This window comes from Moraxella bovoculi 237, assembly GCF_000696305.2.
Lineage (GTDB): Bacteria > Pseudomonadota > Gammaproteobacteria > Pseudomonadales > Moraxellaceae > Moraxella > Moraxella bovoculi.
This window is the reverse complement of the sequence record NZ_AOMT01000020.1, coordinates 1-13,433: the sequence shown is the minus strand read 5'-3', so window position 1 is coordinate 13,433 and position 13,433 is coordinate 1. Positions and strand designations below refer to the sequence as shown.

The window sequence follows — 13,433 nt, the reverse complement described above, 5'->3', positions numbered from 1 at the left end:
TNTNTTTTTGTTTGGCTTAAATTTCAAAAGCCAACTTAGAATGGGATGTCATCATCTTCAACATTTGACGCTGCAGGCTTGGCCGCAGGTGGTGCAGATGGCGCGCCAAATGAGTTATTAGTCGCCATGTTGCTCTGAGTTGGTCTAGGCGACTGGGCAGGAGTTTGACCAGCAGAGCCATTTTGAATTTGCGTATTCGGGTTTTGACCGAAGTTACCACCTTGATGACCACCAAAGCCGTCTTGACCGCCCTGATTATAATCATTAAAACCTTGACCTTGCTGATAGCCTTGGTTTTGATTAAAACTGCGGTTTTGGTTATTACCCCATTGTTGGTTATTCTGGTTTTGATAACCACCAAAATTATTGCCGTAATTGCCACCTTGGTTGCCATAGCCACCACCCTGCTCATTATTCGAGCTTAGCATGCGCATCTCTGAAGCGCGGATCTCAGTGCTGTAGCGTTCGATGCCTTGTTGGTCGGTGTATTTGCGGGTCTGTAGGCTACCTTCGATGTACACCATGCTGCCTTTACGTAGGTATTGAGCGGCAATCTCGCCCAAGCGATTAAATAGACTGATGCGGTGCCATTCGGTCTGCTCTTTGCGCTCGCCGGTGTTCTTATCTGTCCAGCGCTCTGATGTCGCTACCGAAATGTTTGTAACGCCGCCACCGTTTTGAAATTGGCGCACTTCAGGATCATTACCCAGACGACCTAAAATAATTACTTTATTTACGCTACTCATAATAAACTCATTTACTCATTCAATTAAATTTCCGTACAGACCGCTCTTGTTATCACATTAAGTCTGTGTACCTACTTTAACGAAAATTTATAAAAAATACCAGTCTTTTTTGTATTAACTTATAGATATTCGCCTTGGTGATACCCAAACAAAAAAATCGCCCAAACCTTTGCGAGCGATTTTTGTTGATTGACAAATCATCGTCTAGTGATGATGACAGCACTGCTTCATGTCAATCACCATGCGTCCTGTGATTTTGCCATCATGCATCTCTTGGAAAATCTCTTGCACTTCGTCTAAGGCTCGAAGCTGTACTTTTGGCACAACCAGACCTTCAGCACCAAATTGGAATGCTTCTTCTAAATCTTTACGAGTGCCAACCAGCGAGCCGACCACTTCGATGCCGTCTAGCACGATGCGTGGGATGGACAAATCCATACTCTCAGGCGGCAGACCAATCGCCACCACTCGTCCGCCTGCTCGCACGGCATCAACCGCTGAATTAAAGGCAGCCTTTGAGACGGCAGTTACGACCGCTGCATGAACACCGCCCACCTTATCTTGTAGGACTTTGGTAGCGTCTTCTTTGTTTGGGTTGATGGTCAGGTCCGCCCCCACTTCTTTGGCGAATTGCAGTTTTTCATCATTGATGTCAATGGCAACCACATGAGCCCCAAAGACTTTTTTGGCGTACTGTACGCCCAAATTACCCAGACCGCCTGCACCATAGATGGCGATCCACTGACCTGGACGCACACCTGACACCTTGATGCCTTTATAGGTGGTAACCCCCGCACAGGTGATGCTGGACGCTTGGGCTGGGTCTAGTCCGTCTGGCACTTTGACCGCATAGTCGGCATTGACGATACAATGTGTCGCCATACCACCATCGACCGTATAGCCTGCGTTTAGTACATTGCGACATAGCGTCTCACGCCCTGTGTTGCAGTATTCACAAGCACCACAGCTCTTCCACATCCATGCGATGCTCACACGGTCGCCAACTTTCAACGCCTGCACGCCATCAGCGATTTCTTTGACGATGCCGATGCCTTCATGTCCCAGCACAACACCCTCTTTATCGCCATAATCGCCAGCAGCGACATGCAGGTCGGTATGACACACGCCACAATACTCAACCTCAACCAATGCCTCATTATATGCCAACGGGCGAATGTCTTTTTCAACCACTTCAACACAGCATTGTGCATTTGCATTGACGATGGCAGCTTTCATTTTCATTACAACCTCCTATTGTTCTTCAATGATTGACATACCAAAAGCACCTTTGCCGTTTTGTTGTACAAAAAGTGCACATCTGGTAACTCAATTATGCAAAAAAATCATCCACCATGCAAGTGCATTTCATAAAAAAATCCATAAAATTCATATAGTTATATTATAACATAATTTATAAAGAATGCCGACGAACGAAAAAACCGCCCAAGATGAGCGGTCTGTTCGATACTTTTTATCCCGATTCTACATACCAAGCATCGGCTTTAAAAACCGCCCTGTATGAGACCGCTCGTCCATCGCCACCTGTTCTGGCGTACCAACAGCGACAATCTCACCCCCACCCGAGCCACCTTCATAACCCAAATCAACAATGTGGTCGGCGGTCTTGATAACATCTAGGTTATGCTCAATGACCACCACCGTGTTGCCTTTATCACGCAGAGCATGCAAAATGTCAAGCAGTTTGGCAATGTCTTCAAAATGCAAGCCTGTGGTCGGCTCATCTAGGATATAAAGGGTTTGCCCTGTGTCTCGTTTGGCAAGCTCTTTGGCGAGCTTAACTCGCTGTGCTTCACCCCCTGACAATGTCGTGGCGGATTGCCCAAGCTGAATGTAGCCCAAGCCCACCTGCATCAGGGCTTCTAATTTGCGATGGATGGCAGGAATTGCTTCAAAAAATGCCAACGCATCTTCTACCGTCATGGCAAGCACGTCCGATATGGATTTGCCCTTGTAGTGGACTTCTAGGGTCTCGCGGTTGTAGCGTTTGCCTGCACAGACATCGCACGGCACATACATATCGGGCAAAAAGTGCATTTCCACCTTTATCATGCCGTCCCCTTGACAGGCTTCACAGCGACCGCCCTTGACGTTAAAGCTGAACCGCCCTGGCTTATAGCCCCTTGCGCGAGCTTCGGGGGTTTGGGTAAACAGGTCTCTGATGAGCGTAAACACGCCCGTATAAGTGGCAGGGTTGGAGCGTGGCGTGCGACCGATTGGACTTTGGTCTATGTCCACCATTTTATCAAGGTGTTCAAGCCCTGTGATTTTGTCATAAGGCTCAGGCACGAGCGTGGTTGCGTTATTTAGGTGCGTGGCAGACAGGGGCATGAGCGTGCGGTTGATGAGCGTGGATTTGCCAGAGCCTGATACGCCTGTGATACAGGTCATCACGCCGATTGGGATGTGTAGGTTGACATTTTTTAGATTATTGCCTTTCGCGCCGTCTAGGCGGATATATAGGGGTTCGGTAATGGTTTTTTTGCCTTTTTTAATCTCGCCTGTCTTGGCACTGTGGCGGATTTTGGGAATCTCAATGCGTTTTTTGCCGGATAAATATTGCCCTGTTAATGAATCATCATTTTTGGCAATCTCGTCTGCCGTCCCTGTGGCAATCACACGTCCCCCATGCACGCCTGCCCCCACGCCAATATCAATAATATGGTCAGCGGTGCGAATGGCGTCTTCGTCATGCTCCACGACAATGACGGTATTGCCTAGGTCTCGTAGGTGCGTCAGCGTGGATAATAGACGGTCATTGTCTCGTTGGTGTAAGCCAATGGACGGCTCGTCAAGCACATACATAACCCCCATAAGCCCTGCTCCGATTTGGCTGGCTAGCCTGATACGCTGGGCTTCTCCGCCCGATAACGTCTCGGCAGAGCGGGCGAGGGTCAGGTATTCTAGCCCTACTTTGGTCAAAAAGCCCAAACGCTCACGGATTTCTTTAAAAATCTTATCCGCCACTTCGCCTTTATGTCCACCGATGTGCAGGTTTTCATAATATTCCCACGCTTGCCCTATCGGCAGGGCAATGATGTCACCCACGCCCCGTCCGTCCACTTTGACGTTACGGGCGATGTCATTTAGGCGAACACCATGGCACACGTTACAAGTCGTATCGGACAAATATTGAGCAAGTTCATCTCGTACGATGTTACTCGTGGTGCTGTGATAACGGCGTTCTAGGTATGGTAAAATCCCTTCAAATGGCACGGTTTTAACTGTTTTACGCCCACGCTCATCGGTAAAATTAAAGGTCAGTTTTTCTTTGCCCGAACCGTTTAAAATGATAGTTTGCTCTTTTTTGGTTAAGTCTTGCCACGGCTTATCCATGTCAATGCCAAAATGCGTGCAAACGGTTGTCAATAGCCCAAAATAATACGCATGGCGTTTGTCCCAACCGTGTATCGCCCCTTGATTTAAGGATTTGGCAGGTTCGGTAACGATACGTTCGGCAGAGAAATACTGGCGTTTGCCAAGCCCATCGCAGGACGGACACGCCCCAGCGGGATTGTTAAAGCTAAACAGGCGTGGCTCTAACTCACTCACCGCCCTATCACAGGTAGGGCAAGAGTGCTTGGCGGACAGCACCGTCTCGCTCTCATCGTCCATATTGTGCAAAATGGCAATGTCCGAGCCTAGCCGTAACGTGGTCTCCAAACTCTCCGCCACTCGGTTGCCCAAATCATCTCGCACCTTAAATCTATCCACCACCACGTCTATGGTGTGTTTGTGCGTTTTGGCAAGGGTTGGCAACTCTTCCGTGTCATAGACTACCCCGTCAATGCGAACTTTGGTAAAGCCCTGTGCCTGTAAGCTCTCCAATAGGGCAATATGCTCGCCCTTACGCTCACGCACGACAGGAGCAAGGAGCATGAGACGAGTGCCGTCAGGTTTGGCAAGAATGTCGTCCACCATTTCGCTCACGGTTTGGGCGACCATGGGCAAGCCGTGTTCAGGACAATGGGGCGTGCCGACACGAGCAAATAACAAACGCAAATAATCATACACTTCGGTAATCGTGCCGACGGTGGAGCGGGGGTTGTGGTTGGTTGATTTTTGTTCAATGGCAATGGCAGGGGATAAGCCTTCAATGCTATCCACGTCAGGCTTTTCCATTTGACTTAGAAACTGGCGAGCATAAGCGGACAAGCTCTCCACATAACGTCTTTGCCCTTCGGCGTAGAGCGTATCAAAAGCCAGCGATGATTTGCCCGAACCCGATAAACCTGTAATCACGACTAACTTGTCTCGTGGAATGTCCACATTGATGTCTTTTAGGTTGTGGGTTTTTGCCCCTTTAATGCTGATGTATTCGTGTGCCATGATGTGCCTTTGTTATTGTCAAAAAATATTAAATTCTTAATTATATGGGGTTAAAAAACCTTAATTTAAAGCGAATTTTAAGTATAATATCCATAAATTTTTTGACTTAAACACATGACCACAGCTCCCACCATTCGCGCCTTTCTTGGCGGCTCATTCGACCCTGTACATCTGTCACACCTACAGATGGCGACACACGTGCATCAGGCGCTTAGCCAATTCATCCAAAATGATCCACGTGGTCGATTTGCTAAGATTGATGTCAGTCTACTGCCCACGGCAGGCAACCCCTTTAAGGACAAACCCACAGCAGATACTCATCGCCTCGAGATGCTACACCTTGCTACCCAAGGCACGCCCATTGACATCGACACGCACGAGCTGGCTCAAACACCGCCCGTCTATACCATCGATACCGTCCGTCATCTGCGTCAAATTTACCCCAATGATTGGCTGATTTTTATCATGGGACAAGACAGCCTGCACGCCCTACCTACTTGGAAAGACGGCGATGAGATTTTGAATTTTGTGAATATTTGGGCGTTCATGCGCGGTGATTTTAAGCCCGTTGGTGATTTATCCGCTCAAGCATTAGAAAATTTGACGGATGATTTGGGTGAATTTTTGACCCAAAACGGCAGAATCTATCAAGACAGCACGCCCATCACCACCATGTCATCATCCATGGTTCGTAAGATGCTTGCAGATCACAACCCAGAAGCAAGGCAATTTTTGACAAAAAGGGTGCTGGATTATATTGACAAACACGCCATTTATGCCTAAATTATGCTATAATAATCAGTTATCCAACACGAAAGTCGATTAAACACATGACCAACAAACAAAACACCCAAAGCCTAAGCCTAGATGAGCAAGTTAAACTTGCCACCGAAGCTCTGGACGACCTAAAAGCCAAAGAAATCACCGTAATGACGGTTGAGCATTTGACCGAAGTTGCCGAGCGCATCGTCATCGCTAACGCCACCTCAAAACGCCACGTTAAGGCACTTGCTGACAAGCTCGGCGCCACTGCCAAAGAAGCAGGCCTGATGCCGCTGGGCCGTGAAGGTGATAAAGACAGCGACTGGACATTGGTGGACCTAGGCGCGGTTGTGGTGCACATCATGACCCCGCAGGCTCGCGAATTCTATGACCTAGAAGGTCTTTGGTCATCACCAGAAGCCCTGCAAGCTCTGGCTGCCCAAAAAGCGTAATTCACATACCGCAAACCGCCCTAACTCACTAGGGCGGTTTTTCTATTTGCCAAAAATCTTTTATAATAAGTGATTTGAAATTTGGAAAATGACACGCATGGATTTGGACGACCTTATCAGCTTTGACCACACTCATCTTTGGCACCCTTATGCCAGTTTGCCTCCCACTTATGCCAATTATCTTATCAGTCATGCCGATGGTGTACGCCTATATATGGCAGATGGCACGGCACTCATTGATGGTATGTCGTCATGGTGGGCAAGCATTCACGGCTATAATCACCCCACCCTAAATCAGGCGGTGATGGCACAAATTGGCAAAATGAGCCATGTGATGTTTGGTGGGCTCACCCACGCACCTGCCATTGGGCTTGGCGAGCGACTTTTAGGCATCACCCCAAAAAACTTGACCAAAATATTCTATGCCGATAGCGGTAGTGTGGCGGTGGAAGTCGCCCTAAAAATGGCACTGCAATACCAACTGGCACGGGGTCTGCCCCACAAAAACACCTTTGCCAGCACACACTCGGGCTATCATGGCGACACATGGCATGCCATGAGCGTATGCGACCCTGTGAACAGTATGCACGCCATGTACGGTAAACAGCTCCCCACGCAGTATTTTTTGCCGTCTCCGCCTTTGGGTTTTGATACGCCACTAAATGATGAGACACGGCTTGCCATGGATAGGTTTTTTGGGCGGTATCATGACAGATTGGCAGGGTTTATCATCGAGCCGATCGTACAGGGGGCAGGTGGTATGCGGTTTTATTCGCCTGAATATCTGTCGCACCTGCACGCCCTTTGTCAGTATTATGACGTGCTACTGATTTGTGATGAGATAGCCACAGGCTTTGGGCGAAGTGGGGCGATGTTTGCGGTCAATCACGCAGGTATCTGCCCCGACATCATGACCCTTGGTAAGGCATTGACGGGCGGTTATATGAGCTTTGGGGCAACCATGACCATCGATAAAGTGGCAAATACCATTCATGACAGCCCCTACCCTGCTCTCATGCATGGTCCTACATTCATGGGCAATCCCTTGGCGTGTGCGGTGGCGTGTAAGAGCATTGATATGGTACTGGCCATGGATAGCCCAACTGTCGCTCGTGGTATGCAGGACAAGCTCTTTGCCCACCTGTCGCCATTAACATCATGGCAACAAGTGGCGGACGTACGAGTGCTTGGGGCGATAGGCGTGATTGAGATGAAAGAGCCGATAACCATGCTGACTTTTCAGGCACTGTTGCCAAAATACGGCATTTGGGTGCGACCCTTTGGCAAACTTGTGTATCTAATGCCTGCGTATGTGATGAGTGATGAGGATTTGGCGTTATTGTGCGGTAAATTGATTGAGCTTTTAAAAGAATATTTTTACGGAGACACGCCATGACCACCCTCTTCATCACAGGCATCGACACTGACATCGGCAAAACTTATGTCACAGGGGTTTTGGCTCGCCACCTGCTTGATTATGGTAAATCAGTCATCACCCAAAAGCTGATACAAACAGGCGTGACAGGCAACATCGCTAATGACATCATCACGCATCGCACGCTGATGGGGATAGACTTATATGAAGTGGACAAAGATGGTACGACCTGCCCTATTACACTTACCAAGCCTGCCAGTCCGCACTTATCGGCTCGCCTAGAAAATCGCACCATCGATGTTTGCCAAATTGACCACGCCACCCGTCTTTTGGAGCGTCAATTTGATACCGTGCTGTTAGAGGGGGCAGGTGGGGTGCTTGTGCCATTGACAAACCATCTTTTGACATTAGATTACATCAGAACGCATGACTATCCTGTGATTGTGGTTACATCGGCTCGCTTAGGTAGCATCAATCACACCCTACTGACCTTAGAGGCGATACACGCTCGGGGGCTTAGACTCTTTGCGGTGGTGTTTAATCATCACTTTGATGCTGATGGCGACATCAGTGCCGACACGCTAAACTTTTTGCAAAACCATGTGACAGAAAATTACCCCGCCGCCTTGTTTTTACGACTTGATGGCGGGCAAATCATAGCATTTGATGAAGTGGCGGATAGGTTTTAGACAACCTTATAATACCACGCATACCGCACCCCAAAACCAATCTCCATAAGGCTTGCCAAAATCCGCCCCGTCAGCCCCCACACCACCTCAGGCACACCGTCATCATCGCAGTCATAGACCCACGCAGGGGTATGGAGTTTGGCAGTTTTGTTGGGTAGCATTCTTTGAAATGCCCAATCCATAGGAACGGTTTGTAGAACTTCAAAGGGTAGCCAAAACAGCCGAGCTATCTCGTCCTCGCTGGGGACGAGCTTATTCACCACCTCCGCCCCCACGCAGGCGACCACAGGACGAACCAGTAAGCCCTTTTTAGAAATCTGCATCGGCAAATAGCCCAAAATCTGGGCGTCCGCTCCAACAAGCCCCACCTCCTCGCACGCCTCACGCAAGGCAACTTCTGCCGAGCTTTTGTCCGTGTCATCTCGTTTACCACCGACTAAGGACACCTCCCCTGCATGGCTATTTAGACAAGCCGACCGCCTTGTAAGAAGAAGGCGCGGGCGTGGCTCATCGGTGATGACAATCAGCACACACGCCTGTGGGGGCGGGTTGTCATTTAATAATTTTTGATAATGCTTTATCGCACCCTCACGCACCAGCCCCGTCAAAAGCTCGTTGTTATCTGTATAAGGCAAAATATCCACGCCCCGATAGTCTGCTAGGGCTTGGGCGAGCGTATAAAAGCGGTGCGTGATTGGCAAATCTACCGTTTGTTTATCTAGAAATACGCTGTCTTTATCATTCATAAAATCATTTGTCATTTTACTTATTTTCATTTAAACTGACCCTATTTGTCTTATCATATCATCATGTCCTTTTGCTTACAATGCGGCCGCCCCGCCGCCCACGTCATCCCCGAAGGCGACACTCGTCCACGCCTGGTCTGCACGTCCTGCGGTTATATTCATTACGAGAATCCCAAGATGATCTGTGGGGTACTTGCCGTTCATCAAGATAAAATCCTGCTGTGTCGCCGAGCCATTGAGCCACGTTATGGACTGTGGACGCTCCCTGCTGGCTTTATGGAAAATGGCGAGACGATGGCGGACGGGGCAAAGCGAGAAACGGTGGAAGAAGCCGAAGGCGTGGCGGAGAATCTGAAACTATACGCCCTATTTGACCTACCAAACTTAGGGCAGATTCACGCCATGTATCTTGCCAATTTACAAGACGGTAAATTTGGCGTTGGTAGTGAAAGCTTAGAATGCGGACTATTTTCCCCTGATGAAATAGACATGGAAAATTTGGCGTTTGAGACGGTCAAGCAGACCATTGAACATTATTTGGCAGATAAAGCAGCATTGGAAAAATTAGGCAAAGACAGTGATGACTTTAGCAATTATCCCCTGCATGAGATCTGTATTGAAACCCACCTTGTAAAATAAATAAAAACCACAGAATCACTCCTGTGGTTTTTATTTTTAGACGATGCCTCTTGATTTTAATAAGGCCGTGATATCAGGCTTTCTGCCCATGAATTTTTCAAATAGTGCCATCGGCTCATCCGACCCACCTTGGGACAAGATGGCATCCACGAAATCCTGCCCTGTCTTGCGGTTGAACAACCCTTCTCTTTCAAATCGGGTAAAGCCATCACTGGCAAGCACCTCAGACCATAGGTAGCTATAATAGCCCGCCGAATAACCACCTGAGAAAATATGATTAAAGCTATGCCCCGTACGAATCCACTCAGGGTCATTCATCACAGAGATATTCTGACGAATGTCCTCGCGAATTCTTGCAATCGCGCCGTGATCGCCCGCCTGATATTCAGAATGCAACCTAAAATCAAACAAGCCAAATTCAAGCTGACGAACGATATTGGTCGCTGATTGATAATTCTTGGCCTCAAGCATCTTATCAATGATGTCTCTTGGCAGCGATTCGCCCGTTTGGTAATGCTTAGAAATAAGCGCAAGCGTATCTACATCCCACGTCCAATTCTCAAGCATCTGACTGGGAAATTCCACCGCATCCCACGCCACGCCATTAATGCCTGACACCGCCTGCACATCAACCTTAGTCAGCATATGATGCAACCCATGCCCAAATTCATGGAACAATGTCTCCACTTCGCGATGCAACAGTAGCGCCGGCTTATCATCGCTGGCACCGCCAAAATTACATACAAGCATCGAGACTGGCAGTTGAATCTCGCCATCGCTCGTCTTATAACGCCCAATCACACTGCTGTGCCAAGCGCCACTTCGCTTATTCTCACGCGCAAATAAATCCAAATAAAAAGACGCGACATGTTTACCACCCTTGAATAATTCAAAGAATCTTACACCCTCATGGATGACAGGCACACTCGTCTTTTCACGCACACGCACACCAAAAAGACGCTCTGTCAGCTCAAACATGCCCGACAGCACCTGATCAACAGGGAAATACACTCTTAATGCCTCCCTATCAATGCTATAGCGTTCTTGTTTTAACTTCTCAGACAGATAAGCAAAATCCCAAGGCATCAGCGTGTCAGATTCCGCCAACAGTCCATTTTGTTTGGCGTATGCTTCTAATTCTTTGACTTCTGCTTTGGATTTGTCATGTGTTTTTGCCAATAAATCATTTAAGAACTCTAACACTTGTGCTGGGTTTTCTGCCATCTTTTTGGCAAGCGAATATTCGGCGTGTGAATCAAATCCTAAAAGCTTGGCGCGCTCTAGTCTTAGTTCTGCCAGCTCATTCATGATGGGTGTATTGTCCCACTTGCCGGCATTAGGTCCTTGATCAGATGCGCGAGTACGATACGCCTCGAACATTTGTCGTCTTAATGCTCGATCATCAGCGTAGGTGACGATGGCGGCATAGCTTGGATAGTTGAGTCCGAAACGATAACCCGCGACACCCTTCGACTCGGCTGCCTTCTTAGCACTTGCCAAGGCAATGTCACTAAGGCCTGCCAGTCTTGATTCAGCATCAATGACAATCTCAAACCCCATCTCGGCATCCAGCACATTATTACCAAACTGCGTGCTAAGCTCGGAGAGTCTGGCGGAGACTTTGGCATAACGCTCAGCAGCCTCACCTTCTAGCGTCACGCCCGACAACTTAAAATCAAGCAATGCATTATCAATCGCCTTTTTTTGAGCCTCGGAATAAGAGGCGTACTCTTTACCCTGTTTTAGCTTATTAAAGGCATCATAAAGCGGTCGATACATCCCAAACCACGTATCAAACTCCGTCAAACTTTGCTGAGCTTCATTGAATACAGCACGCAGCGCGTCGGAACTTTTTAGCGAATGCAGCTGGCTGACCGCTGACCATGCACGCTCAAGCTTATTCTGCGCGTCTTCTAACGGTGCATAGAAATTCTGCCAAGTGATGACGTCTTGCGCTGTTAATGTCTTAACGGCATTGGTGTTATATTCAATCAGATAGGTAATGGCAGGCTTGATATGTTCAGGCGTGATCCTTGGGAAATCGGGCAAATTATGAAAGTCCAGCAAAGGATTGCCCTGTAATGACTCGCTTAGCACAAGTGGTACAGAATTAGCCATACCAAACTTAGGCAAACTCATGGTAAGTGCAGTCCCCAATCCAAACTGCAAAAAACGACGGCGCTCCATATACTCTCCTTATAAATTCTAATCAGTGAATGAATCTAGTTAGCTTATACAAACTTCGCCATCAAGTCAAGTCATTAATAAAAACACCGCCCATCATAGGCGGTGCAGTATACTACAAGTTGTTATATGCCGCGGCAGTTAGCATAATAAGTTACGCTGGCTGGCCAATCCGAAAAGATGCCCTTGACCCCAACCTCTCTATACAGCACATCGATTAATCGATACATGTCACCATCGTTATTTATGATGTCTTGGATGCCTGTATAGTACCAGCCACCGCCAGATGATAGCGGATATGAGCGCTCAACCGTCCACGTCACAAGTCCAAAACCGTTCGCTTTGGCTTGTCTTGCAAATTCGCTCATCCGTAATTCACCGCCTTTATTGGTCACCAGCATCCACGTGGCAGGCGCAAGGTTTTGAATGCCTTTTTGTTTCAATTGTGCCAAATCATATTTCCAAGTGACAGGATTCTGCGGATCAAAATTCTTGCCATCTTTGGCACTATTGGCATCCTCCATCAAAAACACCGCCGTCTTTGCATAATCAGGATAATGCTTAATCCAATAAGTCAAATCATCAATATTAAATGACTGCACGATGCTGTCATTCGCCTGATAGCCTGCTTTGTTTAATGCCTTAATCAGATCCGCCCGATAATCATCATAAGTATAACCTTGATGCGGAATCACGGTTGGCTGCTTAAGTTCTGGCGTGACTTTTACGCCCATTTTCTTATAAAGTAACAAGGCTTCATCTAGACTCATCAGCGTGGCATTTTGAGAATATAGATCTGTACGGAAAGCAGGCGTTGCATTTACGTACTCATCTACAGTGCGCGCCTTAGGATTGGCGGCATCCTGTTTACCTTTTAAGGTCTTAAATTCTGCCAATGTGATGTCGGAAGTTAGGCATTTGGCAGAAGCTTCCTTGATGAGCTTACCTGATGCGTCAAACTGGGCAGGCGTGAAATTCTGGGTGCATTTATTAGCAAGCGGAGTTTGCAAGATGTTCGTGGTGGTATGCAAATCAGCATCAGAATGACGACAGACCAGCTGGTGATCCTTGGTAAAGGCAACATCGCATTCTTGGATGCCTGCGCCTTGTCTGTTAGCGGCGATGTAGCTTTCGGCAGTATGTTCAGCGAACTGTAATGGAGCACCGCGATGCGCGATTGAAAATTCTGTGCGTTTTGGCGTTTGGGCTTGGCAGCTTTTTAATTCTTGCTTTAATTTACCCTCATCCATGTCATCCAATAGATAAAAAGGCCTAGCACCATAGCTAATGACAGGCTTGGCAAGTTCATCGCCAGCACCGTGAATTGGTGTGGATTTCGGCATCGATTGACACGCCATCATCAGTGGCAAAATGGCAAAAACACCCATACAAGAAAGCTTTTTAGAAAGCTGTTTTGAAGATTTCATAAATGACTCCATAAAAGACGTGAAGACATCTTAATAGATATTTATGACAATTTAATAACAACACTT

Annotated in this window: 11 protein-coding genes; 5 read left to right on the top strand and 6 right to left on the bottom strand. The window is 47.7% G+C overall.

Features of this window, described 5'->3' with window-relative positions:
• Positions 1-35: 35 nt before the first annotated feature.
• From MBO_RS04160 to uvrA, 3 genes are all read right to left on the bottom strand, one after another.
• On the bottom strand, positions 36-746 hold the full coding sequence (locus MBO_RS04160) for a single-stranded DNA-binding protein (RefSeq protein ID WP_036364108.1): 711 nt from the start codon (positions 744-746) through the stop codon (positions 36-38).
• Between the two features lie 204 nt (positions 747-950).
• A complete protein-coding gene (gene adhP / locus MBO_RS04155) occupies positions 951-1,988 on the bottom strand; it encodes an alcohol dehydrogenase AdhP (protein ID WP_080702185.1) in 1,038 nt (345 codons plus the stop codon).
• A gap of 240 nt (positions 1,989-2,228) precedes the next feature.
• Complete coding sequence (uvrA, locus tag MBO_RS04150) at positions 2,229-5,093, bottom strand: excinuclease ABC subunit UvrA (RefSeq protein ID WP_036364105.1); 2,865 nt, start codon at positions 5,091-5,093, stop codon at positions 2,229-2,231.
• A gap of 114 nt (positions 5,094-5,207) precedes the next feature.
• Here uvrA and nadD point away from each other — a divergent pair, with 114 nt between their 5' ends.
• From nadD to bioD, 4 genes are all read left to right on the top strand, one after another.
• Positions 5,208-5,876, top strand: a complete 669-nt coding sequence (gene nadD / locus MBO_RS04145; protein WP_036364102.1) for a nicotinate (nicotinamide) nucleotide adenylyltransferase — start codon at positions 5,208-5,210, stop codon at positions 5,874-5,876.
• 47 nt (positions 5,877-5,923) lie between these two features.
• Positions 5,924-6,307 carry a ribosome silencing factor gene (gene rsfS, locus MBO_RS04140; protein ID WP_036364098.1) on the top strand — a complete coding sequence of 128 codons (384 nt, stop codon included), beginning with the start codon at positions 5,924-5,926 and terminating at the stop codon, positions 6,305-6,307.
• Positions 6,308-6,395: 88 nt separating this feature from the next.
• Complete coding sequence (gene bioA, locus MBO_RS04135; protein ID WP_036364093.1) at positions 6,396-7,703, top strand: adenosylmethionine--8-amino-7-oxononanoate transaminase; 1,308 nt, start codon at positions 6,396-6,398, stop codon at positions 7,701-7,703.
• Positions 7,700-8,371, top strand: a complete 672-nt coding sequence (gene bioD / locus MBO_RS04130) for a dethiobiotin synthase (protein WP_036364090.1) — start codon at positions 7,700-7,702, stop codon at positions 8,369-8,371. The genes bioA and bioD overlap by 4 nt, the downstream gene beginning before the upstream one ends.
• Here bioD and MBO_RS04125 read toward each other — a convergent pair.
• Positions 8,368-9,132, bottom strand: a complete 765-nt coding sequence (locus tag MBO_RS04125; RefSeq protein ID WP_052585298.1) for an NUDIX hydrolase — start codon at positions 9,130-9,132, stop codon at positions 8,368-8,370. The genes bioD and MBO_RS04125 overlap by 4 nt on opposite strands.
• Before the next feature lie 48 nt (positions 9,133-9,180).
• Between MBO_RS04125 and MBO_RS04120 the strand changes: the two genes are divergently transcribed.
• Positions 9,181-9,756: an NUDIX hydrolase gene (locus tag MBO_RS04120; RefSeq protein ID WP_036364087.1), complete on the top strand. Its 576-nt coding sequence runs from the start codon at positions 9,181-9,183 to the stop codon at positions 9,754-9,756.
• A 36-nt stretch (positions 9,757-9,792) separates the two neighbouring features.
• Here the strand turns inward: MBO_RS04120 and MBO_RS04115 are convergent, their stop codons facing one another.
• Positions 9,793-11,943, bottom strand: a complete 2,151-nt coding sequence (locus MBO_RS04115; RefSeq protein WP_080702184.1) for a M3 family metallopeptidase — start codon at positions 11,941-11,943, stop codon at positions 9,793-9,795.
• A 122-nt stretch (positions 11,944-12,065) separates the two neighbouring features.
• Positions 12,066-13,367, bottom strand: a complete 1,302-nt coding sequence (locus MBO_RS04110; protein WP_227540003.1) for a glycerophosphodiester phosphodiesterase family protein — start codon at positions 13,365-13,367, stop codon at positions 12,066-12,068.
• Between the last annotated feature and the right edge of the window lie 66 nt (positions 13,368-13,433).

What these genes read in the sequence shown, in the direction of transcription:
- bioA (WP_036364093.1), top strand. Translation starts at nt 6,396, where the DNA reads ATGACACGCATGGATTTGGACGACCTTATCAGCTTTGACCACACTCAT.
- bioD (WP_036364090.1), top strand. Translation starts at nt 7,700, where the DNA reads ATGACCACCCTCTTCATCACAGGCATCGACACTGACATCGGCAAAACT.
- adhP (WP_080702185.1), bottom strand. Translation starts at nt 1,988, where the DNA reads ATGAAAATGAAAGCTGCCATCGTCAATGCAAATGCACAATGCTGTGTT.
- MBO_RS04115 (WP_080702184.1), bottom strand. Translation starts at nt 11,943, where the DNA reads ATGGAGCGCCGTCGTTTTTTGCAGTTTGGATTGGGGACTGCACTTACC.
- MBO_RS04120 (WP_036364087.1), top strand. Translation starts at nt 9,181, where the DNA reads ATGTCCTTTTGCTTACAATGCGGCCGCCCCGCCGCCCACGTCATCCCC.
- MBO_RS04110 (WP_227540003.1), bottom strand. Translation starts at nt 13,367, where the DNA reads ATGAAATCTTCAAAACAGCTTTCTAAAAAGCTTTCTTGTATGGGTGTT.
- MBO_RS04125 (WP_052585298.1), bottom strand. Translation starts at nt 9,132, where the DNA reads ATGACAAATGATTTTATGAATGATAAAGACAGCGTATTTCTAGATAAA.
- rsfS (WP_036364098.1), top strand. Translation starts at nt 5,924, where the DNA reads ATGACCAACAAACAAAACACCCAAAGCCTAAGCCTAGATGAGCAAGTT.
- nadD (WP_036364102.1), top strand. Translation starts at nt 5,208, where the DNA reads ATGACCACAGCTCCCACCATTCGCGCCTTTCTTGGCGGCTCATTCGAC.
- MBO_RS04160 (WP_036364108.1), bottom strand. Translation starts at nt 746, where the DNA reads ATGAGTAGCGTAAATAAAGTAATTATTTTAGGTCGTCTGGGTAATGAT.
- uvrA (WP_036364105.1), bottom strand. Translation starts at nt 5,093, where the DNA reads ATGGCACACGAATACATCAGCATTAAAGGGGCAAAAACCCACAACCTA.